Origin of the sequence: Bacillus sp. FSL K6-1560 (genome assembly GCF_038592935.1) — a bacterium.
Classification (GTDB): domain Bacteria; phylum Bacillota; class Bacilli; order Bacillales; family Bacillaceae; genus Bacillus; species Bacillus subtilis.
The window spans coordinates 3,688,661-3,713,629 of the sequence record NZ_CP151946.1 but is presented as its reverse complement, the minus strand read 5'-3'; the positions used below and the strand labels follow the sequence as shown (position 1 = coordinate 3,713,629).

At 45.6% G+C, this 24,969-nt stretch carries 27 protein-coding genes, 1 pseudogene and 1 riboswitch; of the genes and pseudogenes, 18 read left to right on the top strand and 10 right to left on the bottom strand.

What is annotated here, in order from left to right; translation table 11 throughout:
- The first annotated feature begins 64 nt into the window (after window positions 1-64).
- Window positions 65-208: riboswitch (cyclic di-AMP (ydaO/yuaA leader) on the top strand.
- 192 nt (window positions 209-400) lie between these two features.
- The 3 genes from kimA (at window position 401) to NYE22_RS19805 (ending at window position 4,523) form a co-directional block, all read left to right on the top strand.
- Window positions 401-2,224, top strand: coding sequence for a potassium transporter KimA (gene kimA / locus NYE22_RS19815; protein ID WP_003234374.1), 1,824 nt, complete (start codon window positions 401-403; stop codon window positions 2,222-2,224).
- A gap of 58 nt (window positions 2,225-2,282) precedes the next feature.
- The gene (gene mutT, locus NYE22_RS19810) at window positions 2,283-2,732 is read left to right on the top strand and encodes an 8-oxo-dGTP diphosphatase MutT (RefSeq protein WP_163117841.1); all 450 of its coding nucleotides are present in this window, start codon (window positions 2,283-2,285) and stop codon (window positions 2,730-2,732) included.
- Window positions 2,733-2,798: 66 nt separating this feature from the next.
- Complete coding sequence (locus NYE22_RS19805) at window positions 2,799-4,523, top strand: pyruvate oxidase (RefSeq protein WP_021481718.1); 1,725 nt, start codon at window positions 2,799-2,801, stop codon at window positions 4,521-4,523.
- Here NYE22_RS19805 and NYE22_RS19800 read toward each other — a convergent pair.
- The 5 genes and pseudogenes from NYE22_RS19800 to NYE22_RS19780 form a co-directional block, all read right to left on the bottom strand.
- A pseudogene (locus tag NYE22_RS19800) lies at window positions 4,515-4,718 on the bottom strand (hypothetical protein). The gene NYE22_RS19805 and the pseudogene NYE22_RS19800 sit on opposite strands and share 9 nt — an antisense overlap.
- A gap of 28 nt (window positions 4,719-4,746) precedes the next feature.
- Complete coding sequence (locus NYE22_RS19795; protein WP_342412791.1) at window positions 4,747-5,013, bottom strand: hypothetical protein; 267 nt, start codon at window positions 5,011-5,013, stop codon at window positions 4,747-4,749.
- A gap of 103 nt (window positions 5,014-5,116) precedes the next feature.
- The gene (locus NYE22_RS19790; protein ID WP_032680356.1) at window positions 5,117-6,394 is read right to left on the bottom strand and encodes an Nramp family divalent metal transporter; all 1,278 of its coding nucleotides are present in this window, start codon (window positions 6,392-6,394) and stop codon (window positions 5,117-5,119) included.
- Between the two features lie 229 nt (window positions 6,395-6,623).
- Window positions 6,624-6,881 (bottom strand): GlsB/YeaQ/YmgE family stress response membrane protein, encoded by a 258-nt coding sequence (locus NYE22_RS19785; protein ID WP_003246519.1) that lies wholly within the window; start codon window positions 6,879-6,881, stop codon window positions 6,624-6,626.
- 77 nt (window positions 6,882-6,958) lie between these two features.
- Window positions 6,959-7,411: a DUF2188 domain-containing protein gene (locus tag NYE22_RS19780; RefSeq protein WP_326153854.1), complete on the bottom strand. Its 453-nt coding sequence runs from the start codon at window positions 7,409-7,411 to the stop codon at window positions 6,959-6,961.
- A gap of 117 nt (window positions 7,412-7,528) precedes the next feature.
- Between NYE22_RS19780 and NYE22_RS19775 the strand changes: the two genes are divergently transcribed.
- The 4 genes from NYE22_RS19775 (at window position 7,529) to NYE22_RS19760 (ending at window position 9,674) form a co-directional block, all read left to right on the top strand.
- The gene (locus NYE22_RS19775; protein WP_015715265.1) at window positions 7,529-8,347 is read left to right on the top strand and encodes an EcsC family protein; all 819 of its coding nucleotides are present in this window, start codon (window positions 7,529-7,531) and stop codon (window positions 8,345-8,347) included.
- A gap of 128 nt (window positions 8,348-8,475) precedes the next feature.
- Window positions 8,476-8,847 carry a glucose starvation-inducible protein GsiB gene (gene gsiB, locus NYE22_RS19770; RefSeq protein WP_003246542.1) on the top strand — a complete coding sequence of 124 codons (372 nt, stop codon included), beginning with the start codon at window positions 8,476-8,478 and terminating at the stop codon, window positions 8,845-8,847.
- A gap of 132 nt (window positions 8,848-8,979) precedes the next feature.
- Window positions 8,980-9,321 (top strand): cupin domain-containing protein, encoded by a 342-nt coding sequence (locus tag NYE22_RS19765; protein WP_003246564.1) that lies wholly within the window; start codon window positions 8,980-8,982, stop codon window positions 9,319-9,321.
- Complete coding sequence (locus NYE22_RS19760) at window positions 9,315-9,674, top strand: YdbC family protein (RefSeq protein ID WP_342412080.1); 360 nt, start codon at window positions 9,315-9,317, stop codon at window positions 9,672-9,674. The genes NYE22_RS19765 and NYE22_RS19760 overlap by 7 nt, the downstream gene beginning before the upstream one ends.
- 36 nt (window positions 9,675-9,710) lie before the next feature.
- Here NYE22_RS19760 and NYE22_RS19755 read toward each other — a convergent pair whose 3' ends face one another.
- The gene (locus NYE22_RS19755; protein WP_024572055.1) at window positions 9,711-10,532 is read right to left on the bottom strand and encodes a manganese catalase family protein; all 822 of its coding nucleotides are present in this window, start codon (window positions 10,530-10,532) and stop codon (window positions 9,711-9,713) included.
- Window positions 10,533-10,616: 84 nt separating this feature from the next.
- Window positions 10,617-11,669: a C4-dicarboxylate TRAP transporter substrate-binding protein DctB gene (dctB, locus tag NYE22_RS19750; protein WP_169037949.1), complete on the bottom strand. Its 1,053-nt coding sequence runs from the start codon at window positions 11,667-11,669 to the stop codon at window positions 10,617-10,619.
- Between the two features lie 69 nt (window positions 11,670-11,738).
- Between dctB and dctS the strand changes: the two genes are divergently transcribed.
- The 8 genes from dctS (at window position 11,739) to NYE22_RS19710 (ending at window position 20,268) form a co-directional block, all read left to right on the top strand.
- Window positions 11,739-13,346 (top strand): two-component system sensor histidine kinase DctS, encoded by a 1,608-nt coding sequence (gene dctS / locus NYE22_RS19745; protein ID WP_033883548.1) that lies wholly within the window; start codon window positions 11,739-11,741, stop codon window positions 13,344-13,346.
- Entirely contained in the window at window positions 13,336-14,016 is a 681-nt protein-coding gene (gene dctR / locus NYE22_RS19740; RefSeq protein ID WP_003234347.1) for a two-component system response regulator DctR, read from the top strand. Before dctS ends, dctR begins: the two co-directional genes overlap by 11 nt.
- 120 nt (window positions 14,017-14,136) lie before the next feature.
- On the top strand, window positions 14,137-15,402 hold the full coding sequence (gene dctP / locus NYE22_RS19735) for a C4-dicarboxylate transporter DctP (RefSeq protein ID WP_003246626.1): 1,266 nt from the start codon (window positions 14,137-14,139) through the stop codon (window positions 15,400-15,402).
- A 147-nt stretch (window positions 15,403-15,549) separates the two neighbouring features.
- Window positions 15,550-16,602: an AI-2E family transporter gene (locus tag NYE22_RS19730; protein ID WP_003246523.1), complete on the top strand. Its 1,053-nt coding sequence runs from the start codon at window positions 15,550-15,552 to the stop codon at window positions 16,600-16,602.
- Between the two features lie 276 nt (window positions 16,603-16,878).
- Entirely contained in the window at window positions 16,879-17,805 is a 927-nt protein-coding gene (locus tag NYE22_RS19725; protein WP_003246573.1) for an ABC transporter ATP-binding protein, read from the top strand.
- Complete coding sequence (locus NYE22_RS19720; protein ID WP_015715273.1) at window positions 17,798-18,565, top strand: ABC transporter permease; 768 nt, start codon at window positions 17,798-17,800, stop codon at window positions 18,563-18,565. Before NYE22_RS19725 ends, NYE22_RS19720 begins: the two co-directional genes overlap by 8 nt.
- Before the next feature lie 94 nt (window positions 18,566-18,659).
- Window positions 18,660-18,995, top strand: coding sequence for a hypothetical protein (locus tag NYE22_RS19715; RefSeq protein WP_003225151.1), 336 nt, complete (start codon window positions 18,660-18,662; stop codon window positions 18,993-18,995).
- A 127-nt stretch (window positions 18,996-19,122) separates the two neighbouring features.
- On the top strand, window positions 19,123-20,268 hold the full coding sequence (locus tag NYE22_RS19710) for an acyl-CoA dehydrogenase family protein (RefSeq protein WP_003234334.1): 1,146 nt from the start codon (window positions 19,123-19,125) through the stop codon (window positions 20,266-20,268).
- Between the two features lie 24 nt (window positions 20,269-20,292).
- Here NYE22_RS19710 and fbpB read toward each other — a convergent pair whose 3' ends face one another.
- Together fbpB and NYE22_RS19700 are read right to left on the bottom strand one after the other, a co-directional pair.
- Window positions 20,293-20,472 (bottom strand): Fur-regulated basic protein FbpB, encoded by a 180-nt coding sequence (gene fbpB / locus NYE22_RS19705; protein WP_010886410.1) that lies wholly within the window; start codon window positions 20,470-20,472, stop codon window positions 20,293-20,295.
- On the bottom strand, window positions 20,426-20,590 hold the full coding sequence (locus NYE22_RS19700; protein ID WP_003225157.1) for a Fur-regulated basic protein FbpA: 165 nt from the start codon (window positions 20,588-20,590) through the stop codon (window positions 20,426-20,428). Before NYE22_RS19700 ends, fbpB begins: the two co-directional genes overlap by 47 nt.
- Before the next feature lie 246 nt (window positions 20,591-20,836).
- On the opposite strand from NYE22_RS19700, the gene NYE22_RS19695 reads away from it, so the two are divergent.
- A complete protein-coding gene (locus tag NYE22_RS19695) occupies window positions 20,837-21,709 on the top strand; it encodes a cation diffusion facilitator family transporter (RefSeq protein ID WP_014475869.1) in 873 nt (290 codons plus the stop codon).
- Between the two features lie 14 nt (window positions 21,710-21,723).
- Here NYE22_RS19695 and NYE22_RS19690 read toward each other — a convergent pair whose 3' ends face one another.
- Entirely contained in the window at window positions 21,724-22,044 is a 321-nt protein-coding gene (locus NYE22_RS19690; RefSeq protein WP_003234326.1) for a thioredoxin family protein, read from the bottom strand.
- Between the two features lie 153 nt (window positions 22,045-22,197).
- On the opposite strand from NYE22_RS19690, the gene NYE22_RS19685 reads away from it, so the two are divergent.
- A complete protein-coding gene (locus NYE22_RS19685; RefSeq protein ID WP_014475870.1) occupies window positions 22,198-23,283 on the top strand; it encodes a D-alanine--D-alanine ligase in 1,086 nt (361 codons plus the stop codon).
- Between the two features lie 70 nt (window positions 23,284-23,353).
- Window positions 23,354-24,727: a UDP-N-acetylmuramoyl-tripeptide--D-alanyl-D-alanine ligase gene (gene murF, locus NYE22_RS19680; RefSeq protein WP_124048499.1), complete on the top strand. Its 1,374-nt coding sequence runs from the start codon at window positions 23,354-23,356 to the stop codon at window positions 24,725-24,727.
- The last annotated feature ends 242 nt before the right edge of the window (window positions 24,728-24,969 follow it).

Below are 24,969 nucleotides of genomic sequence, written 5' to 3'. Positions count from 1 at the left end.
ATTTTTTTCTCTCAGCCAATAAGCCTCTTTACAACGTGCGGGAACGGGAGTATGATCTCTTTTAGAAAACAATTCGCTTAATCTGAAATCAGAGCGGGGGACCCAATAGAACGGCTTTTTGCCGTTGGGGTGAATCCTTTTTAGGTAGGGCTAACTCTCATATGCCCGAATCCGTCAGCTAACCTCGTAAGCGTTCGTGAGAGGAGATGAATGAAACCTGTGTTCGATGTTATGGCACAGGGGCATCCGTTTGCCTCTGTGTTTTTTGTTGTTCATTTTTGAATGCAAATCGCATACAGAGACATCATAGCAGAAAGGACTATCAACAACATGTGAGAGCAAGACACTGATGTTTTATTGTTTTAATTGAAAAATGAGAAATTAAAAGGGGAAGACATCGATGTATCATTCAATCAAACGTTTTTTGATTGGGAAACCACTAAAATCCCAAGCAGCTGGAGAGCAAAAACTGACGAAATTAAAAGCCTTGGCTATGCTTTCCTCAGATGCGCTGTCATCTGTTGCATATGGGACAGAACAAATTCTAATCATTTTGGCAACAATCAGTGCTGCCGCATTTTGGTACTCCATTCCGATTGCGGTTGGCGTTCTCATATTACTGCTCGCACTGATTCTTTCATACAGGCAAATTATTTACGCTTATCCGCAGGGCGGTGGGGCGTATGTCGTTTCTAAAGAAAATCTCGGTGAAAAACCGGGATTGATTGCGGGCGGTTCATTGCTTGTTGATTATATTTTAACAGTAGCGGTAAGTATTTCCGCCGGCACGGACGCCATCACGTCAGCCTTTCCTGCATTGCATGATTATCATGTGCCGATCGCTATTTTTCTCGTGTTAGTGATTATGATTTTGAACCTGCGCGGTCTTTCGGAATCGGCATCCATTCTTGCCTACCCGGTTTATCTGTTTGTGGTGGCGCTTTTGGTTCTCATTGCAGTCGGGTTGTTTAAACTCATGACAGGACAAATAGACCAGCCAGCCCATCATACACCGCTGGGCACACCTGTAGCCGGCATTACGCTGTTTTTGCTGCTTAAGGCTTTTTCCTCCGGATGCTCAGCGTTGACCGGGGTTGAGGCCATTTCTAATGCGATTCCTGCATTCAAAAACCCGCCTGCGCGAAACGCGGCAAGAACGCTTGCGATGATGGGGATTTTGCTGGCGATCTTGTTTTCCGGCATCACGGTGCTCGCGTACGGGTATGGTACGGCGCCGAAGCCTGATGAAACAGTGGTTTCACAAATTGCATCCGAAACCTTCGGGCGAAATGTGTTCTACTATGTCATCCAAGGTGTTACATCGCTTATTTTGGTTCTTGCGGCAAATACGGGATTTTCAGCCTTCCCGCAGCTTGCCTTCAACCTGGCGAGAGACCAGTATATGCCGCGAATGTTTACAGTCAGGGGCGACCGCTTAGGCTTCTCAAATGGGATTATCTTTTTAGGCTTTGCCTCCATTGTTCTCATTATCTTATTCGGAGGACAGACGGAGCACTTAATCCCGTTATATGCTGTGGGCGTATTTATTCCATTTACGCTTTCACAAACCGGCATGTGCATGAAATGGATCAAGCAAAAACCAAAAGGCTGGATCGGAAAAATGCTGATCAACTCCTGCGGTGCTCTGATATCGTTTATGGTTCTATCCATTCTGTTTGTGACGAAGTTTAATGTCGTATGGCCTGTGTTAATCTTTATGCCTATCGTCGTTTTGCTGTTTTTTGCGATTAAAAATCACTATACAGCGGTTGGTGAACAGCTTCGCATCGTAGACAAAGAGCCGGAAGAAATCAAAGGCACCGTTGTGATTGTGCCTGTGGCCGGTGTCACCACCGTCGTGCAAAAATCGATTCACTATGCGAAATCACTGTCCGATCAAGTGATCGCCGTTCACGTGTCATTTGACAGAGAACAGGAAAAGAAATTCGAAAAACGCTGGGAAGAGCTTAATAACGGCGTGCGTCTCGTTACGCTTCACTCCTCGTACAGAAGCCTTGTCCATCCGTTTGATAAGTTTTTGGAAACAGTTGAGGCAAAAGCGAAGAAGGAGCAGTTTTCCGTTATGGTGCTGTTTCCGCAATTTATAACGAAAAAACGCTGGCACACCATCCTTCACAACCAATCGGCCTTCCTCCTCAGAGTCCGGCTGTTCTGGAAAAAGGACATAATGGTTGCCACACTGCCGTATCATTTTAAAAAGTAAAGCTCTAGGACCAAGGGAATCACCTTGGTCCTTTTTTGCGGGAAAAGGAGGTATGGCGGTGTATACACAAGGTGCTTTTGTGATCGTATTGAACGAAAGTCAGCAAATTCTGCTGGTGAAACGAAAAGATGTCCCTCTATGGGATTTGCCGGGCGGCAGGGTTGATCCCGGGGAATCGGCTGAGGAAGCGGCAGTGCGGGAGGTATTGGAAGAAACGGGATACAATGCAGCGCTTTCTGCGAAAATAGGTGTTTACCAAAGGCCAAAGTTTCAAGATGAACAGCATCTGTTTTTCGGAAGCATAACAGGCGGACAAGCAGTGGCTGACGGCACAGAGACAGCGGGATTAAAGTGGGTTTCCCAGGGGCGTTTGCCGCTTTTTATGGTGCCGAATCGAAAAAGGCAGATCAATGATTTCAAGAACGGCGCTCAAGATGTAAATGTCACCGTCAAGGATAGAGGGTTGCTCGCGGCGATCGACCTGTTGAAAAGAAGACTTGGCAAGTGATTCAGGTCTCCGGGTTTTAAAGCCTTTCTCCTGTGGTATTGAAAAAAGGAAAAAGGAGGATACGTTATGGCACATAAAACTGCAGGACAAGTAATGACAGAGCTGCTTGAGCAATGGGGAGTTGATCATGTATACGGCATCCCCGGAGACAGTATAAATGAGTTTATTGAAGAATTAAGACACGAAAGAAATCAACTGAAGTTCATTCAAACCCGCCACGAAGAGGTAGCGGCACTGGCAGCCGCAGCTGAAGCAAAACTCACCGGCAAGATCGGAGTCTGTCTGTCAATCGCAGGGCCGGGAGCGGTGCACTTATTAAATGGTTTATATGATGCAAAAGCGGACGGCGCCCCTGTGCTGGCGATTGCAGGACAGGTTTCTTCTGGCGAAGTCGGACGGGACTATTTCCAGGAGATTAAGCTGGAGCAAATGTTTGAGGACGTGGCTGTGTTCAACAGAGAGGTACATAGCGCAGAATCACTTCCGGATCTCTTAAATCAGGCGATCAGGACCGCCTACAGCAAAAAAGGCGTTGCGGTATTGAGCGTGTCAGATGATTTGTTTGCGGAGAAAATCAAACGGGAGCCCGTGTATACTTCACCGGTGTATATTGAAGGGAACCTTGAACCGAAAAAAGAACAGCTCGTCACCTGCGCCCAATATATTAATAACGCTAAGAAACCGATTATCCTGGCAGGGCAGGGAATGAAAAAGGCGAAACGGGAGCTCTTAGAATTTGCGGACAAAGCCGCCGCTCCGATCGTTGTTACACTCCCGGCAAAAGGTGTCGTTCCCGATAAGCACCCGCATTTTCTCGGCAACCTCGGGCAGATCGGAACAAAGCCGGCTTACGAGGCAATGGAGGAATGTGATTTATTAATCATGCTCGGAACATCATTCCCGTACCGTGATTATTTGCCTGATGACACGCCGGCAATCCAGCTCGATTCAGACCCGGCAAAAATCGGAAAACGGTATCCGGTGACAGCGGGCCTAGTCTGCGATTCGGCTCTCGGTCTGCGCGAATTGACAGAGTATATTGAACGCAAGGAAGACAGAAGATTCCTGAATGCCTGCACAGAACATATGCAGCATTGGTGGAACGAAATTGAAAAAGATGAGACAGAGGCAACAACACCGCTTAAACCTCAGCAGGTCGTGGCCCGTCTTCAGGAAGCGGCAGCTGATGATGCGGTGCTCTCTGTCGATGTCGGCACTGTGACAGTCTGGATGGCGCGTCATTTCAAAATGAACGCGAACCAGGATTTCATCGTCTCCAGCTGGCTTGCGACAATGGGCTGCGGCCTGCCGGGAGCGATCGCCGCAAGCTTGTCCGAACCGGAACGCCAGGCGATCGCCGTTTGTGGTGACGGGGGATTTTCCATGGTCATGCAGGATCTTCCGACCGCTGTCAAATATAAGCTCCCGATCACAGTCGTCATTTTAAACAACGAAAATCTTGGCATGATTGAGTACGAGCAGCAGGTCAAAGGCAATATCGACTATGTCACAAAACTTCAAAATGTCGACTATGCCGCATTTGCAGAAAGCTGCGGAGCAAAAGGCATCAAAGTGACCAAAGCGGAAGAGCTTGCGCCGGCATTCCATGAGGCGCTGCACTCTGACCAACCTGTTGTTGTGGATGTCATGATTGGAAACGAACCGCCGCTGCCTGGCAAAATCACCTACGGGCAGGCGAAAGGCTTTAGCAAGTACATGCTGAAAAACTTCTTCGAAAACCAAAAATTTGAAATGCCGTCACTGAAGAAAAGTTTGAAACGGTTATTCTAAAAAAACAGAGGCCCCAAAAGGCCTCTGTTTTTTTGTTGGAAACAAACGTATTTTCAGCTATAACATGTTTGAATTCATAAAATGATCGGTGTATGTATTAGGAACTGATTTCGCCATACTCGAAACAGACAAAAGGGCAAATGCATCTTGTTTCAAAGGAAGATGCATTTGTCCTTGCATGCTTATTCTTATCAAATCTTACAGAGCTCTTCTCAGTATAGGGTTATTTCTCTTTTTTCTTCAGCCCGAAAAAGAAAGGAAAAGCAGAACCGACCAAGAAGGTGCCGAATAAAAACATGCCGCCGATAAACACGTGAAAATTCGTGTGTCCGGCTGTAAACGCGGTGATCAAGGAAATGACACTGAGCACGATCATGGCAATGCCGGGCGCGACTCTCATTTTTCCCTTGGATTTATGGGCAGCAACAGAACATAAAATGCCGATAACAATAGGAACAATCCACAAATAAAACAGAATAAATACTGACATCATCAAAACTCCGATTTTTCTTCTATCATAACAAATTTCTGTCAAAAAGGGTATCAATGAGCTTTTGCGAAAAAATAAAAACCGGCTTTAGAAGCCGGTTTTTTTATCGAAACGTATCTACAATTAAAAACACATTCAAAGCAACGATCAATACCGCAATCAGCCAAGACACCACTGTGACCCATTTGGCGTTGATCAGAGAACCCATGATCCGTTTATTGCTTGTAAACATAATAAGCGGAATGAGGGCAAAGGCGATCCCGAAGGACAGCACGACTTGGCTCAGTACGAGAGCGGTCGTCGGATTAACACCTGACGCGATGATCAAGATCGGCGGAATGATCGTGATAAAACGCCGTACATACAGCGGAATGCGGTAGTTGATAAATCCTTGCATAATCACGTCGCCTGAAAGTGTGCCGACAGACGAACTGGATAGACCGGCAACGAGCAGCCCGATCCCGAATAAAGCCGCAGACATAGGGCTGACAAGATGTCCGAATTGCTGAAATGCGACGTCGAGATCCTCAACAAACAGGCCGTTTTTGAAGAATAATGCGGCAGCCACAATCAGCATACTTGCATTAATAGCCCCTGCAATCAGCATCGCTATTAAAATATCAATAAATTCAAACCTAAATATTTTTTTCCGTTCTGCATCAGTTTTGCCAACCACCCGCCGCTGTGTAAGGGCAGAGTGTAAATAAATGGCGTGCGGCATAACAGTTGCGCCAAGAATACCCGCTGCAAGAAGCACACTGTCGGTGCCATGAAACGCCGGGACAAAAAGGCCCTTCATCACTGACACGGCATCAGGCTTTGCGAAAAAGGTTTGCAGCGCAAAGGCGATCACGACCACAAACAGCATACCGGCAATACCGGCTTCAAGTGAGCGATAACCGCGGCGCTGAAGCTCCAATATCGCGAAAGAACCGATCGCAGCTATAATAGACGCTTCAAGCATCGGAATGCCGAACAGCAAATACAGTCCCAGAGCCGCTCCGATAAATTCCGCCAGATCAGTAGCGATAATGACCAGCTCGCCCTGAATCCACAATCCGATCGAGACAGGCTTCGGGAATTCTTCACGGGCAACCTCAGGCAAATTTTTGCCTGTCGCAATACCGAGTTTGGCGGATAGGGATTGAATTAAAAGGGCCATGATATTAGAAAATAAGATCACCCATAAGAGCATATATCCGTATTTAGAACCCGCCGAAATATTCGTTGCGAAGTTGCCGGGATCAATATAGGCAATGGCTGCTATAAAAGCAGGGCCGAGAAAAGGGAGCAGCCCTCTGAATCCTCTGATTTTCCCGTCAAGCGCATCTTGGACGGCTTTGGAACGGGGAGATTGTGCTGTGATGTCCTTGTTCATCATGTCTCACCTGAATTCTGTTTGTTTTTGCCGTACAACAAAGAGTTTCCTTGAGGCAAATTATTTTATCTACATCATATGACCATCCCGGTTTCTTGTCAACCGAAAATGTTCAAAATACACTTCTGAATTTTTCCCTGTTATGTAACATGATATGTAGGGATTCGGGATAAGGTCCCATATAAAAAGACATCGTTTCAGTTCGAAACGATGCCTTCTGTATCTAATGAGTCTAGGCTTCCTTCCGCAGCCCGCGGAATATAAGGCCCAGCAAGAATACGAAGATGGCTGCCCCGATGATGGCCGGGAAAATAGCAAAGCCGGCGAGGCTCGGTCCCCATGTGCCAAGAAGTCCGTGCCCGATCCAAGCGCCGATCAGCCCGGCAATCATAGAGCCGAAAATTCCTCCCGGCAGCCGGTTTCCTACAATGGCGCTCCCAATTAATCCGATAACAATAGCAACAACTAATGAAACCAAAAAGCTAAGCATCATGATCACCTCTCATAAATGATTTACCAATCAATAACCGCTTCTGATCATTTCGAAACACCTAAAAGCATATTCCTTTATGACCCTGTTTTAATCTTTCTCTGCACACTGCCGTCAGCTAAATGAACAATGACCTCAGTGCCTTTATGCGCCGCGATTTCCTTTGCCCGTTCAATCGCTTCTTTCTTTGTATCCTTGATTTCAGACACGCGTTTGGCGCCCTCGGCTTTGACTGCCCAGCCTTTTTTATGCTTAATAACATGTTCTGCTTTGTTCATGAGCTCGGGGCCGCTGCCGCTGCTTGGATCAGCATCGCGTTTTGTCTCATCATCATGCGTCAGGAAATCATCAATTTCATCTGTAGAGGCGTTTTCCACCCATTCCTTCGCTTTGCTTGTCGCAATTGGAATCGCGCGCCCTTCCTCATAGCCTTCATCAATCATCGCATTCGCAATGTCTATCGCCTTTTTTCTCACCGGCTTCTCAAGGTTTTTTAATGAAGCAGGATAATCCTTCATCGACCAAGGCATGTCCATCACTCCTTTTCCTTTTATAAAAATGGTACCCGCAGGTGAAAAATAAAAACGCATCCGAAAAAATGAAGGTATACTATATAGTAGAAAAAACGGAAGGGAAGTGCGGATTGGGTGCCAACAGAACGAAAAGAAGACTTACATCAGCAATTAAAAGAGATAGAGAAATGGGAAAAAGATCAGCAAAAAGTCTGGTTTTGGGAAAAGCTCAGCCGTCTCCCGTTTCAGCTGCTGGACAAGCTGACACCGGAATTCATCCAGAAAAAGATCGGCAAGCTCTTGGATGAGGTCGGCAGCTTTGTTCAAACAGGCGGACAGTACCTGACATCTGAAAAACAGATTATCAGGATGTTTCAAAAGAAACTGCCGGGGGAGATCTTTGAATCGCTGGAGGACATCCGGAAAGCTCCTCTTCCTGTCATGGATGAAATTGCGGAAGGAATGGGCAAAAACAGAACCAACGCAGCAACCGTTCAAGGCGCGACAACCGGTGTGGGCGGCGTGTTTACGCTGGCGGCAGACATTCCGGCAGTGCTTGGCTTATCACTAAAAACATTACAGGATATCGCAGTCGCATACGGCTATGACCCAAAGGAGAAAAAAGAACGCGTCTTCATTGTGAAATGCCTGCAGCTGACGTCGGCTGATGTTGTCGGCAAAAGATCGATTTTGCAGGAATTAAAACACTACGATCAAGACCGTACATATAAGAATGTCGCTTCTCAAATCCAAGGCTGGCGAGAAGTCGTTTTGGGCTATCGAGACACGTTTGGCTGGAAAAAACTTTTCCAGATGGTGCCGGTTGCCGGAATGGTTTTTGGCGCCGCTGCCAATCGCTCAACATTAAACGACATTACCGAGACAGGCATGATGCTGTACAAAAAGAGGCGCATTCTTGAACGACTGAAAGAAACAGAACGAGAGATGGAATAGTAGAAAGCAGACGGACACCGCGATCCGCCTGCTTTTTTTAGTGGAAACATACCCAATGTGTTTTGTTTGTTTAAAAGAATTGTGAGCGGGAATACAACAACCAACACCAATTAAAGGAGGAATTCAAAATGGCAGACAATAACAAAATGAGCAGAGAAGAAGCAGGTAGAAAAGGCGGAGAAACAACAAGCAAGAACCATGACAAAGAATTCTATCAAGAGATTGGTCAAAAAGGCGGAGAAGCCACCAGCAAAAACCATGACAAAGAATTCTATCAGGAAATCGGCGAAAAAGGCGGAGAAGCCACTAGCAAGAACCATGACAAAGAGTTCTATCAAGAAATCGGTGAAAAAGGCGGAGAAGCCACTAGCGAAAACCATGACAAAGAATTCTATCAAGAAATCGGCCGAAAAGGCGGAGAGGCAACAAGCAAAAATCATGATAAAGAATTCTACCAAGAAATCGGCTCAAAAGGCGGAAACGCCCGCAACAACGACTAATCAAAAGCATAAAGGCAGACAACCTGTAAATAAAAAAGCGATCCGGCACATCAGCTGGATCGCTTTTTTTTTGGAATCTTCTCAATTTATGCCACTATTGCGATACAATAAGTGAAAAAGGGGTTTTCGCTAATGTCCAAGATGCAAAACTTGCTCGCCATCGCAAATGAAGTCAAAGAAAAGCACGCCAATTTTTCAATCTCAGAGGTCAACGACCACTGCGTGCGCCTTGCGGTGTTTACGGGAGAATATGACTGGCACCATCACCCTGACTCAGACGAATTGTTTATTGTTCTTGAAGGGGAGCTGCTGATCGATTTTAAGGACAAAGAAACCGCGGTGCTCAAAGCAAATGACAGCCTGCTGATCCCTAAAGGCACGGTTCACCGCACACGCTCTTACGTCAGAACGGTAAATCTCTGTGTGGAGCATAAACAAGCCGAAACCGTCATCATAGAGGAGCAGCCATGCTAATCAAAAAGATGATATGTGAAGTGGACGCTGCAAACGCTGAAGCATTTGCAAAAGCGCAGTCACTGTGGGGAGCATTATCGCATATAAGCGGCTTTATCAAACAGGCCGGCGGCTGGCGAAAATCGATAGACGAGCCGCTCACCGCAGAAATCATCAGTGTATGGGAAAACAGAGAAGCCTATGATCATTTTATGGAGAACGAACATGACAGCATATACGAGGAAAACGATCAGAAGGCTGTAATTCTTTCGATAGAGGTGACGGTGTACGAAGAGGATAAACCGTTCGTTCAAGATCTGTTACATAACCCTGATATCCGGTACGAACCAAACTGGACGGTTCTGAAGGCATAATCAAAGCCCAAAACATCATGTTTTGGGCTTGTCTCTTTACTCGCGTCCCGGAAGTGTATTATGAACATAAGGCGGTGCTGGTTTTAACTCCGGTTTTTCTCCAAACGTTTTTGCCTCTTTCACATATTCAAAGGCTTCTCCGTCCGGCGCTTTTTCATTTAGCCAGTTTTGCTTGGCGCTTTCTTCGCCTTCAGAGAAATTGATAAGCTGATGTGAGAACTCTTGTTTTTCGAGCGCTTTCGGGAAGGTACCCGGGACAACCGGACCTTCCTGTGCTTCTAATTCTTTAATGGCGGCAAGCCATTGATTTTGGTGCATTGTGTCACGCGCCAGCAGGAAGCTAAGCATATCTTTGACGCCTTTGTCATCCGTCATTTCAAACAGGCGTGCGACCTGCAGACGGCCCTGAGATTCCGCATTCAGGTTGGCGCGGAAGTCTGCCAGCAGGTTTCCGCTTGCTACGATATAACCGCCGCTCCAAGGTACGCCTGTACTGCTTTCCGGCATGGCGCCAAGTCCTGATACAATCGCATGGTGAGGGTTCATGCCGCCTAGGATGGAGCCGATGACCGGATCTTCAGCAGCTTTTTCCTGCTGATCAAGAGGGGCATCCTCAAGAAGTCTGGCAATCATCGTTGCGATCATTTCAACATGCCCGAGCTCCTCAGTTGCCGTATCCATCAGCAAGTCCTTGTATTTTTCATTTCCTCTTGTGTTCCAGCCTTGAAATAAGTACTGCATGGCAACTGAAATTTCTCCGAATTGCCCGCCTAAAATTTCTTGCATTTTTTTAGCGAATAATGGATCTGGACGATCTGGTTTAGCAGGATGCTGCAGCATTTTTGTGTGCTTAAACATGTACCCATCTCCTTTTTCGTTTATCTCTTTTTATATTTCCGATCGATAGAAAGATAAACGAAAAACAGCGTATCGAGATGGGAACTATGAATCTTTTCGCAGCTCCAACAGTTCCCGGATCAGCTCCCGGCCAAAGATGGGCTCATACTGCCGGTAAACAGGGTCAAGACGCTTCATCCATTCTTGTTTCTCTTTATCTGACAGCTCATAAATATGTATAGCAGAATTCTTTTTGATTTCTTCCAGCTGCTCCTTGTTCATTTGTTCGGCATACGTTTCATTCCACTCCGTCGTCTCCTTCATCGCTTCAGTCAAAATGCGTCTTGTTTCTGGTGTTTGCGCCTTCCAGAAGTGTTCATCAGTCATGACAGCGTAGCCGAGGTAACCGTGGCTGCTTATTGTCAAATAGTCCTGAACATTATAAAATTTTTTAGAATAGATGTTTGAAATTGTATTTTCTTCGCCATCGACTACATTGTTTTCTAACAGCTGAAAGGTAGAATTGAAGGATTCCTGATGAGGTGTTGCGCCAAGCAGCTTGAACTGATCCTCAATCACATCGCTTTGCATAATGCGCAGATCCTGCCCTTTTAAATCATCCGGTGTTTTGACCGGCCCTTGATTTGTTGTGATTTGCTTAAAGCCGTTCGTCCAATAGGCCAGTCCTTTTAATTGGTTTTTCTTTAGAGAATCAAACAGCTGTGTGCCGATGCTTCCGTTCAGCCCTTTTTTGACGGCGTTGTAATCTGTAAATGCATACGGCAGATCAAGCACTCCCCATTCAGGCGAGAGTATGCCGAGCTTCGATGTGGAGGGGGCGATAAATTGAACATCGCCGTTTTGCAATGCTTCAATTTCTTCAATGTCCGAGTACAGGCTTCCATTCGGAAATACTTCTATTTTTATTTTCCCGCCTGATTTTTCGTTCACCAGATCAGCGAATTTATTGGCGGCCAGCCCTTTTGGCGTATTTTCAGCAACCACGTGGCTGAATTTAAACACGATTTGATCCTGCAGGCCTTCCTGGTCGTCATCATAAACAATCTTTTTATTGCCTGTATGATCATGGAATCCGATAAATAAAGCGGTTGCAATTCCAGCGATCATCAGTGCGAGACATGCAAGCAAACTCTTCATGAAAAGCCCTCCCCTATGTTAAGGATAATGGGGGCAATGACATTCGTAAAGACCTGAAAGGAGAAGCTGATGAACAAAAAGAAGCTCTCAATCCGTTGGAAAATCACGATCTTATCCTATATACTCGTCATTTTCTCCTTTTTGATCGGCGGCATTGTGCTCATCGGCAACATTCAGCATACAGAGGAGCGGGAGCTGAAAAAGCGGCTGATGAATACGGCCCGGACGGTGTCAGAGATGACAGAAGTGAAAGAAGCCTTGGCGCGAAAAAAACAAACAGAAGCTGTTCGCCATGCGGTTGAAGAAATCAGGATGATTAATGAAGCAGACTATATTGTCGTCATGGATATGAATCACATCCGATATACGCATCCTGTCAGCACAAGCATCGGCAAGAAATCAGAAGGTGCAGACGAGGAGGCAGCGTTTGCGGAGCACATTTATTTCTCTGAAGCAAAGGGCGAGCTCGGCACGGCGGTTCGCGCTTTTTATCCGGTTAAGGATCAAGACCTGAATCAAATAGGCGTGGTGCTTGTCGGAAAAACGCTGCCGGGGATCGCTGACATCCTGCTTCATTTAAAGCGTGATATCGCCTTCATCGTTGTGCTGACACTCGGCTTTGGCCTTGCTGGTTCCTTTTTGCTGGCCCGCCATATCAAAAAACAAATGTTTCAGCTTGAACCCCATGAGATTGTCCGAATGTATGAAGAACGGACAGCGACGTTTCACTCGATGAATGAAGGGGTGATCGCCATTGACAATCGTCTCATTATTACGATTTTCAATGAAAAAGCGAAACAGATCTTTGAAGTGCAGGGGGATCTGATCGGCAAGGTGATTTGGGAGGTACTCAAGGATTCGCGCCTGCCCGAAATCGTGGAGCGGAACAAAGCGGTTTATAATGAAGAAATTCGTGTCAGCGGAAAAGTCATCATGAGCAGCAGAATTCCGATCGTCATGAAGAAAAAAGTGATCGGCGCCGTTGCGATTTTTCAGGACAGAACGGAAGCGGCCAAGATGGCAGAGGAATTGACTGGTGTCAGAAACTTTGTGGAGGCGCTCCGTGTCCAAAACCATGAGCATATGAATAAGCTGCACACGATCGCCGGCCTCATCCAGCTGGGGAAATCTGAAAAAGCCTTGCAGCTTGCATTCCAGGCGTCAACTGAGCAGGAAAATGTGACTGAATTTCTGCACCGCTCGATTCAAAATGACGCTGCGGCAGGCCTTCTTTTAAGTAAAATCAGAAGGGGAAGAGAGCTCGGCATTGCTGTTCATATAGATGAAAACAGCAGTCTTCAGCAATTTCCCGAGCATGTTGATCAGCATGATATTGTGGTGCTTTTGGGGAATCTGATTGAAAATGCCTTCGGCTCATTTGAAACCGTTCAATCTGAAGACAAACGAATTGACATTAGTATCGAACAAACAGATGATATCCTCGCTATTTTAATAGAAGATAACGGCTGCGGAATTGATCCGGCACATATGCCTCGCCTTTACGACAAAGGTTTTACGGTCAATAAAACTGGCGGCACAGGCTATGGCCTGTATCTAGTGAAACAAATCATAGACAAAGGATCGGGCACGATAGAAGTTGATTCACATGCGGGGCAGGGGACATCTTTTTCTATCGTTTTTCCAATGAAGGGGGAGGAAGCACAGCATGGCTCGTAAAGAATGGAAGGTTCTGCTCATTGAAGACGATCCGATGGTTCAAGAGGTCAATAAGGATTTCATTACAACTGTTAAAGGCGTTACTGTCTGTGCAACGGCAGGAAACGGAGAGGAAGGCATGAAGCTGATTAAAGAAGAACAGCCAGATCTCGTCATTCTCGATGTGTACATGCCGAAAAAAGACGGCATCAAGACCTTGCAGGAGATCAGAAAGCAAAAGCTTGAAGTGGATGTCATTGTCGTCTCCGCTGCAAAAGACAAGGAAACGATCTCACTCATGCTGCAAAACGGGGCGGTTGACTATATCTTAAAGCCGTTTAAGCTTGAGCGAATGAGACAGGCACTCGAAAAGTACAAGCAATATAAACAAAAAATCGAAGCGAATGATACGCTGTCCCAGGAACAGCTCGATGCGATCCTGAATATTCCGCAGCAGGCCGTACAGGATCTGCCGAAAGGGTTGAATCACTTCACGATGAATGAAGTCACTGCTTTTTTGAAACAGCAAACCGCATCCCTTTCTGCTGAAGAGGTTGCCAAGGCGCTCGGCATCGCCAGAGTGACAGCCAGACGATATCTTGATTACTTAGAAAAAACCGGGATCATCAAATTGGACGTTCAATACGGCGGAGTCGGCCGGCCGGTCAACCGCTACGTGTTAAAAGGATAAACCTGAGACCAAAAAGACCAAAATGTCCGTTATGATCATAAACTTCCCCAGACTGTATGAAAACGCTATCATTCTAGTAAGAAAGACACAAAAGGCGAATAGGACAGGGGGATGAAGGATATGAAACTGTTTAAAAATTTAACAGTTCAGGTCATAACCGCGGTCATCATCGGGGTCATTGTCGGGCTGGTCTGGCCGGATGTCGGCAAAGAAATGAAACCGCTTGGTGATACATTTATCAACGCTGTTAAAATGGTGATCGCACCAATCATTTTCTTCACAATCGTTCTCGGGATTGCAAAAATGGGCGATATGAAGAAGGTTGGAAAAGTAGGGGGAAAAGCGTTTATCTATTTCGAGGTTGTCACCACCCTCGCACTCATTATCGGTTTATTTGTCGTCAATATTATGAAGCCGGGTGCGGGTCTTGATTACAGCAAGCTTGAAAAAGGAGATGTATCACAATACACGCAAAATGGCGGTCAGGGAATCGACTGGATTGAATTTATTACACACATTGTTCCGTCCAACATGGTTGATGCCTTCGCAAAAGGGGACATTTTGCAGGTCTTATTCTTTTCTATTCTTTTCGGAGTGGGTCTTGCGGCATTAGGCGAAAAAGGAAAAAGCGTCATTGATTTCTTCGACAAGGTTTCTCACGTTTTTTTCAAAATTATCGGCTACATTATGCGTGCCGCGCCAATCGGGGCATTCGGGGCGATGGCGTATACAATCGGACACTTCGGGCTCGATTCCATCAAACCGCTGGCAAGCTTAATGATGTCTGTTTATATTACGATGTTCCTGTTCGTATTTGTTGCTTTAAATATCATCTGCAAGCTTTACGGATTCAGCCTGTGGAATTACCTTCGCTTCATTAAGGATGAGCTTTTGATCGTGCTTGGCACAAGCTCTTCCGAATCGGTGCTTCCGCGTATGATGGATAAAATGGAGCGCTACGGCTGTTCCAAATCCGTTGTCGGGCTTGTTATTCCGACGGGCTATTCGTTTAACCTCGACGGCACATCCATCTATTTATCAATGGCGACTGTCTTTTTGGCACAGGTGTTTGGAGTAGACCTCAGCATCGGCCAGCAAATTACGATTATCCTCGTTCTGATGCTGACATCGAAGGGAGCGGCAGGTGTGACGGGAAGCGGATTTATCGTCCTTGCCTCAACGCTGTCAGCGCTGCAGGTCATTCCGCTGGAGGGGCTTGCACTCCTGCTCGGGGTCGACCGTTTCATGAGTGAAGGAAGAGCCATTGTGAACCTGATCGGAAACGGAATCGCCACGATCATTGTTGCCAAAAGCGAAAATGAATTTGATGAAGCAAAAAGCATAGAGGCTGTTGAAGGCATGAAAAAAATGAAAACAGCAGTCTGAAAAAAGAACGGCCCATCCATGGGCCGTTTTTTTAATTGTTTAAGAATTATTAAGGTAAGGACAGAGACCTCAGCATTTTTTTGTTATATAATTTACAAATGGATACTATATTGAATGAAGGACGTTTGTCCTAACAGGAGTGTATAAATGGCCGCTTTAGTTAAATTTTTTCAGCACCCGGGAGTAAGGCGTTTCTCCATCTTTGTCGTGTTAACTGGTGTGTTATATCTATTTAAGAGCATGATCAACTTAATATTGCTTACCTTCATTTTCACATTTCTAATGGATCGTTTGGAGCTTGTCGTGCGGCAGTTTGTAAGCCAGTTCTTCCGCGTGAGCCAGCGGGTTGTCATTACGTTTCTTTACATGTTGCTGGCTGTGCTGCTTACAGTCGGGGGCTTTGTGTTTTATCCGGTCGTCGCGGCGCAGATCCAGCAGCTGGTAAAGCAGATTAAACATATTGCGTATCATCCTGACAGCATCCCTTTCTTTGATGAGATCACCAGTGTCTTCGGAGATATTAACATCAGTTCATATGTCAAAGAGGGCTTCAATGTAGTGTATACGTATCTGGCCGATATCAGCACATTCGGCTTGCAGGTCGTGATGGCGCTCATTCTTAGCATGTTTTTCTTATTTGAGAAAAAACGGCTTTCTGAATTCATGGCGAAATTTAAAACGAGCAAACTTAGGGTCTTTTATGAGGAGATTGCTTTTTTCGGAAGCAAATTTGCAAGAACGTTCGGCAAGGTGCTCGAGGCTCAATTTATCATTGCGCTCGTCAACTGTATTCTGACGTTTATCGCGCTTTGGATTATGCATTTTCCGCAGCTGTTTGGGCTTTCGATTATGGTGTTCTTCCTTGGATTGATCCCTGTAGCAGGCGTCGTCATTTCCCTGATTCCGCTCAGCATTATCGCCTACAGCACTGGCGGTGGAATGTATGTGCTCTACATTGTCCTTGTCATATTCGCCATTCATGCGATCGAAACATATTTCTTAAATCCGAAGCTGATGTCGGCGAAAACAGAGCTGCCAATCTTTTTCACCTTCACAGTACTCATTTTCTCTGAACACTTCTTCGGCATTTGGGGTTTAATTATCGGGATTCCGATCTTTGTGTTTCTCCTTGATATTCTGGATGTCACCAACAAGGAAGATAGGTCTAAAGGACCCCGAGAGAATAGCGATAAAAAGTAGTTTAAAATCGAATAATGAGTGTGCCTCGATCTGCCGGCCTGCCTGTTCAGGGCATGGAATTAAGACTCGGAATCGGAGCTTGGCATTGCCTTGCACAGTGGTGAACACAACAGGTGACAATGCTTGTCATCAGTACGGAAACTGAAAAGAACAAACAGTCGGAGCAAACGCTCATCATCGGTTTAACCAAACATTTGGAAGCAACAAATGCTATAATACAAACAGTGCCTAATGTTGGGCACTGTTTATTTTTTGTCGAAAAAGGAGGAAGGCTTTATGGCTGAGCCGATTTTACATATTGAAGGCCTCGATAAAAAAATTGGGTCTAAACAGATTTTAAAACAGATCAGCATGGACGTCATGGAGGGTGAAATCATCGGCCTTCTCGGTCCGAATGGTTCCGGAAAAACAACACTCATCCGTATCATCGTCGGGCTGTTGAAACAAAACAGCGGAAGCGTGACAATCAGCGGATTCCAGCATGATACAGAGTTTGAAAAAGCGATGGAAGCGGTTGGAGCGATTGTTGAGAACCCTGAGTTCTATCCGTACCTGACAGGCTGGGAAAACCTCAAGCACTTTGCGAATATGCACAAAAAAATAGCGGATGAACGGCTTGATGAAGTGGTGGAACGTGTCGGGCTGACGTCAGCGATTCATGATAAGGTGAAAACCTATTCCCTTGGGATGCGCCAGCGTCTGGGAATCGCCCAGGCAATTCTTCACCGGCCGAAGCTTCTCATTCTAGATGAACCGACAAACGGCCTCGATCCTGCGGGGATGAAGGATTTTCGGGATCATATTAAGGAACTCGCAGAAATGGAAGGAACAGCTGTCCTGTTCGCCACTCATTTATTGCGCGAGGTTGAAGACTTGTGCGACCGTGTCATCATCATTCAAAAAGGTGAGATCAAAGCGGAAGTCAGCTTACAAGGAACCGATCAAACCACAGAAAAAGCGATTATAGAAGTGCAGCCGCAAGAAAAAGCGCTCAATTGGCTGACAGGCAATCAATATCAAGCTGAGAGCCAAGACGGGACGATTGTAGTTGAGGTGGCAAAAGAAAACATACCGGAGCTGAACCGATCACTTGTCGGACAAGATCTGAATGTATTTTCCATTACGCCTTACACGCAGTCACTGGAAGACGAATTTATAAAAGCGACAACAGCTCATCAAGAGGAGGGAGAAGAGCTTGTCTAAATTAATTTGGAATGAACATATGAAACTTTTTAATCGGAAGGTCACTTTGGTTTCTCTTATCCTGATGGCTGTCTTTCAATTCTTCATGGCATTGATCATTAAACGGATTGTCATCAGTGCCGGAACAGATGAAAACTTCATCGGCTATTTATCGTATACACCGAGCCTGAACATTTTGCTGCAGGCTTTAACGATCGTAATTGCAGCAACAATTGTTTCGATGGAATTTGATAAAAAGACGATCAAATTTTTGCTCATTCGTCCGGTTAAACGCCAAAAGGTCTTTTGGTCAAAATTAATCACAGTCGTGATGGTCAGCTTCTATTTGTATTTGGCATACTACATTCTGGCATTATTATTCGGTCTCGTGTTTTTTGGCACATCGGTGACTGCGGAATCAAAGACATTGCTGGTCAACACCTTGGCGCTGATCGGGTCAAACTGGCTTGAAGCTGTAATGATGGGATTATTCGGGCTGCTTTGTTCTTCGCTGTTCCGCAATAGCGCGGTAGCAGTTGTTGTTTCTTTTGTCGTTTTATACGGAGCGAGTACACTTGTTCAGCTCATGAAGTTGTTTGAAAACAAGTGGGGCAGCTTTTTGCTTTTTGCGAACACTGACTTTACGCAATACAGAAGCGGAGAGACAGCGTTGTTTTCAGGCATGACGCCATTGTTTTCAATTGGAATTCTCATCATACATGCCATATTCTTCATCGTTGTTGGCTGGTGGTGCTTCTGTAAACGGGATGTTCGGGTCTAAAGGCAAGGAATGACATTTTTGTGAAAAAGCTCACGTAAATCAATATCATTTGATATTTTGGTTTATACTAAAGGTACTGACGGAGGTGTCTCGATTGAGGAACTTTATTACCGCTTTACCGATCGTATTGCTGCTTGGATTCTCATTTGTGTCATTCATGTTTCAGTTTGAACATCTTGTTTATTTCAGGCTCGCGCTTGGGTTGTTTTCTCTCGTGGGACTGTACATGATATATAAAATGAAGACGGGCATCCGCTATTTTATCATCTATCTGTATGCCAGCTGGATTGTGTTGGCCGCAGTGACCGCTTTTGAAGAGCCGATTTTCTCAAGCTTTTTCTTTGGCGGCCTGGTGATGACGATGGGTTACCTGACATATATGCTGATTTATCTCGGCATGAAACAAGACCGGGATGCAAATCCTGTGTAATCGCGCTGTTCCCTTGGGGAACGGCGTGTTTTTCTATACTGGGCAAAAGGTTAACAGTTGCGGAAAAATGGCAGGAAATCTATAATACATATTAAATTTATCGGAATTAAAACTGGGGGGCTGCCGGATGTCATTATTTATACAAAACGATCAACAGCGGCAATGGATGGAGAAAATCGGACGGATTGCGGATGAATTTCAGCAAACAGCTGCTGAAGATGACGAACAGGGACGTTTTCCTGCAGAGAAAATACAAAAACTGCGTGATGCTGGGTATACAGCATTAACATTGCCGGCATCTCATGGCGGAGGGGGCATTTCTGTTTACGATATGCTCTTGTTTCAAGAACGGCTTGCACGGGGAGATGCTCCGACGGCTCTTAGCATCGGCTGGCATTTGAGCGTGATCGGGGAGCTTGGAGAAGGCAACAGCTGGGATGAAGACGTATTTGCATTTGTTGCCAAGGAAGTCCAAAACGGAGCCGTCATTAACAGGGCGGCGACTGAAGCGAAAACCGGAAGCCCGACAAGAGGAGGGCGTCCCGGTACACACGCCGTCAAAAAGGATGGCAAATGGGCAGTGAACGGGAGAAAAACCTTTACGACGATGTCACAAGCTCTGGATTATTTTTTAGTAACCGCATGGATTGAGGACAAACAAACAACAGGCGTGTTTCTCATTCATAAAGATGATCCCGGCTTGTCGATTGAAGAAACGTGGGATATGATGGCGATGCGGGCGACTGGGAGCCATGACCTTGTACTGAACGAAGTAATGCTTGATGAGAATAAGCTGGTGGAACTGCTTCAAGGGCCTCGTGGAGCTAAGCCGAATGGCTGGCTGCTTCACATTCCTGCGATTTATCTTGGTGTGGCTCAAGCTGCTCGTGACTATGCAGTGCAATTTGCATCTGAGTATTCTCCAAACAGCTTGAATGGACCGATCAAGAATGTCCCGGCCGTACAGCAAAGAACAGGCGAAATGGAGCTTGAACTGCTCAATGCCAGACACTTTCTTTTCCATATCGCTCAATTGTATGACGATCCGGTGCGGCGTCCACACTTGACCAGCGAGCTCGGTGCGGCGAAACATATCGTCACAAACGCTGCGCTGTCTGTTGTTGATAAAGCGATGAGAATTGTCGGGGCCAAAAGCCTGGAACGAACCAACCCGCTTCAGCGCTATTACCGTGATGTGCGCGCCGGTCTTCACAACCCGCCGATGGATGACGCCGTGATACACAAGCTGGCAGCTGAAGCGTTTGAGTCATAAAAAAAAGAGCCTTACCGGCTCTTTTTATGTATTGTTTTGCTCTTGCAGATTTTTTTGATGCTTGCGGTCGATCCTGTCATAAATAACGTTCATCAGCTTTGGATTGCCCATAATCGCCTCTTTGTTTTCCTGGATCAGCTGTTGGTAAGTTTTCACTTTACGCTTCGGCATGCTCCGGCGCCCTCCTGACATGTTTGTATTCACTTTCTAACTCCGTCAGCGACAATTCATACAGATGACGCTTTGACTTTTTGTATATACCATTCTGTATTAACAGATGAATGAGCTGTTTTTTTCTGATTTCTGCAGACTGAGGTGTCATTGTGTCACCAACCTCCAATCAAACGATATTGATAATCATTATCAATTAACTTCAGTATACAATGTCCGCAATAGCCTGTAAAGATGAAAAGAGTCCTATTCTTGGCCAATTTACAAACATTCAACAAATCGACAAAAAGTTTCCCGGGCAATAATTTGCTGTCGAAATATTCCGCTTCATTGAACGCACCCTGCTATTTTTCATGTTTTGAACCATACTATGTAATAGAATGGAGGCTGGTATTCAATGGAGCGGACAGAAAATCTGAAAAAGGGAGAAAAAGGGGCGCTCCTCAATATTTTTGCATATGTCATCCTTGCTGTTGTAAAGCTAGTTATCGGGATTCTATATCATTCTGAAGCGCTGAGAGCAGACGGGTTAAATAATGGAACAGATATTGTTGCGTCAGTAGCGGTGCTGATAGGATTGCGGATTTCTCAAAGACCGGCAGACAGCGATCATCCATACGGCCATTATCGGGCTGAAACAATTTCGTCTCTTGTTGCGTCTTTTATTATGATGGCAGTCGGCATTGAAGTGTTAATCGGCGGAGGAAAAGCGATTGCGGGCGGCACAACGGAAACGCCAAATCTTATCGCGGCATGGACGGCGTTAGGCAGTGCTGTGTTTATGTATGGCATCTATTTATATAACAAAAGGCTGGCAGCGTCCATTAAAAGCTCTGCCCTGATGGCAGCGGCAAAGGACAGCAGGTCAGACGCTTTTGTAAGTGCCGGCGCGTTTATCGGTGTTTTTTCGTCCCAGCTGAAGCTGCCGTGGATTGATCCGGTAACGGCTTTTATCATCGGCATCATCATTTGCAAAACTGCGTGGGATATCTTTAAAGACGCTTCACATTCCTTAACAGACGGCTTCCATTTAAAAGATCTTGAGCCTTACAAACAGACCGTCGGCAGGATCGAAAATGTGCATCGCCTAAAGGATGTGAAAGCGAGGTATTTAGGCAGTACAGTTCATATCGAGATGGTGATTACGGTTGATCCGAAGCTTACAGTAGAAGAAGGCCATGGAGTGGCGGATGAAGTAGAAGACAAAATAAAACATGAACACGATGTCACTCATGTTCATGTTCATGTAGAGCCTGACGACATAAAATAAGGCTGTTTAACGAATTAGCTTATATGTTCAGATAAAAATTCAGTCACTTCTTCAGGCGTTTTGGCATTGGCGCTGTGAAGGTGAGCTGTTTTTTCACCGTTTTTGAAGATAAGCAGGCTGGGAATGCCCATTACTTGGTATTTTTCAGCCAGGTCAGGAAGCTCGTCCTTATTCAGCTCATACCAGTCGTTTTGGTTGTATTCTTCCAAAATATCGCCGATGAACATATTCATGCGTGTGCAGTCTGGGCACCAATCAGCATAAAACTTTACAATGATTTCTTTATCGGATTGAATCAGTTCATTAAATTGTTCGTTTGTTGTGATTTTTTTCATATGTCACATCTCCTTTTCAATGCCATTTTAATATAAAATAAAAAGGAATTACATACAAATGCATTCAACATCAGCATGCCCAAAAATAATTAGATCATTTTCCGGTGAAAATGATAAGATAGTAAAGATGAATTGTAGTGGGGGGAGTATCCATTGAAAACAAGTCTAGGATTAGTGTACGGAGGAAAGTCGGCAGAACATAATGTTTCCCTGCAGACAGCTCTGGCTGTAATCAAAGCGCTAAATACTGAGAAGTTTGATATACATCCGATTTATATAACAGAAAAAGGCGAATGGGTTAGAGGCGCCCGTTTAACTGAGCCTGTTTCAAACGTGAAAATGCTTCAATTTGAGCAAGGAGGCAGTGCTTTTTCTCCAGCTGCCCTGAACCAGGAGATGTTTCCGCAGGAAGCGTCACAGCAAAATGAAGCCATCGACGTCGTATTCCCGCTCCTCCACGGACCGAACGGAGAAGACGGTACGATCCAGGGAATGCTCGAACTGTTGAACATTCCTTATGTCGGCAACGGAGTGCTTGCTTCCTCAGCCGGCATGGATAAAGTTGTCATGAAACATTTATTTGCTCAGGCTGGCCTTGCTCAGGCTAAATACGCAGCTTTCCTTAAGAAAGACTGGACTCGTTCTCCGAAAGAAAGCTGTGAGCAGGTTGAACAGGAATTAGGCTACCCTTGCTTCGTAAAACCGGCGAACCTCGGCTCAAGTGTCGGAATCAGCAAATGCCGAAACCGTGAAGAACTGCAAAAAGCGTTTGAGCTTGCTTTCCAATATGATCGTAAAGTCGTCGTTGAAGAAGGAATTAACGGCCGCGAGATTGAGATCGGCGTTCTTGGAAATGATGATCCTAAATGCTCTGTTGTGGGAGAAATCGCACCGAAGACAGATTTCTACGATTACAAAGCGAAATATGAGGATGGAGATACTGATCTGATGATTCCGGCGATTGTGACTGATGAGGAATACGCTACAATCAGTGATATGGCGATCAAGGCGTTTAAAGCGATCGATGGTTCAGGACTCGTCAGAGCGGACTTTTTCCTGACAGCTGACGGCGAAGTTCTGATCAATGAAGTCAACACAATGCCTGGCTTTACGCCTTTCAGCATGTTCCCGCTGCTCTGGAAAGAAGCCGGAGTGGAATATGCTGATCTGATTGAACAGCTTGTGGAGCTTGCAAAAGAACGCCACGCTGAAAAACAATTGATTAAGCATACATTCTAATGAAGAAGGACACTGCCGGTAAAAGGGCAGTGTTTTTTCCCGTATATACAAAGAAAGAGAGGGACCTTACTTGATTAAGCGAACAGTAAAAAACATTGCCGAAATGGTTAATGGCAGACTAACAAATCCGCAATATGAACAAACAGTCATTCATGGAGTGGCAACCGATACAAGAAAACTGGAACAACATCAGCTCTTCATTCCGCTGAAAGGGGAACGTTTTGACGGCCACTCTTTTGTGGAGCAGGCTTTTGAAGCTGGTGTAGCGGCTGTTCTTTGGGATCGGTCAGTACCAAATCCGCCAGAGAATCACGCCGTCATTTTAGTGGATGATACCCTTACTGCACTTCAGCAGCTTGCAAAAGCCTATTTGCAGGAGCTTGGCACGCGTGTCATCGGAGTAACCGGAAGCAATGGCAAAACGACAACAAAAGATATGATTCACGCCGTATTGGGTACCCAGTACCGTGTCCACAAAACTGGAGGAAACTTCAATAATCATATCGGTTTGCCGCTGACAGTTTTAGCGATGCCTGAAAATACGGAGATCGCCGTATTGGAGATGGGAATGAGCGCCAAAGGAGAAATTGACCTCTTGAGCCGCTTGGCAAACCCGGATGCGGCAGTGATTACGAATATCGGCGAATCGCATATGCAAGACCTCGGCTCTAGAGAGGGCATCGCGGAGGCGAAGCTTGAAATCATTAACGGGCTTAAAGAAGATGGAGTGCTGATTTATATCGGGGACGAACCGCTCCTTCAAAATGCATACAGCTGCCAGACGAAAACGTACGGTACGGGAACGCATAATGATTATCAGCTTCAGGATGTCAGCCAGAGTGAGGAAGGAACCCATTTTACAATCAAAGGGATAGAAAAAACGTTTTTTATTCCGATACTCGGCAAGCACAATGTGATGAACGCCATGGCAGCGATTGCTGCAGGGGCGTATTTTGGCATCGCGCCTGAGGATGCGGCAAAAGGACTGAGCGGCCTAAAGGTAACCGGGATGAGACTTGAACTCATCAAAACAGACAGCGGCCTTTCGATAATCAATGACGCTTATAATGCGAGCCCGACTTCCATGAAAGCTGCAATTCAATTGACAGAAAGCCTTGAAGGCTACGGCAAAAAAATGCTCGTGCTCGGTGATATGCTTGAACTCGGCGATCTTGAAGAAACGTTCCATAAAGAGTGCGGCGCTGTGATCAGCCCTGAGAAAATTGACCGCGTCTTTACGTACGGAAAACTGGGAGCTTTTATCGCGGAAGGCGCCCTGAAACACTTTGAGAAAGACCGCGTCAGCCATTACACTGAGAAAAAAGATCTCCTCCAAGCTGTGAAGGAAAACGCATCAAAAGGCGATTTGATTTTATTCAAAGCGTCCAGAGGTATGAAGCTTGAAGAAATCGTTAAAGATTTAATAGAGAGCCCGCTTTCATAAGAAAATATTTTGCGAAAAAACGCATATTGCATCATAAAATAACATGATATGCAAACACTAATGTATGCCGGCCGAAAATTATGTATATCTGGCCGGCTGCGGCTATGATACAATATATATAGGTTATTTCGCGATACGAACATATTCGTCCGGACTTTTCATCGTGACCCGAAGTTCTCCGCTGGATTCTTGGGAGCGGATGGAGCAGCAGCCGGCATATTCGAGATGCCGATCTGCTTCTC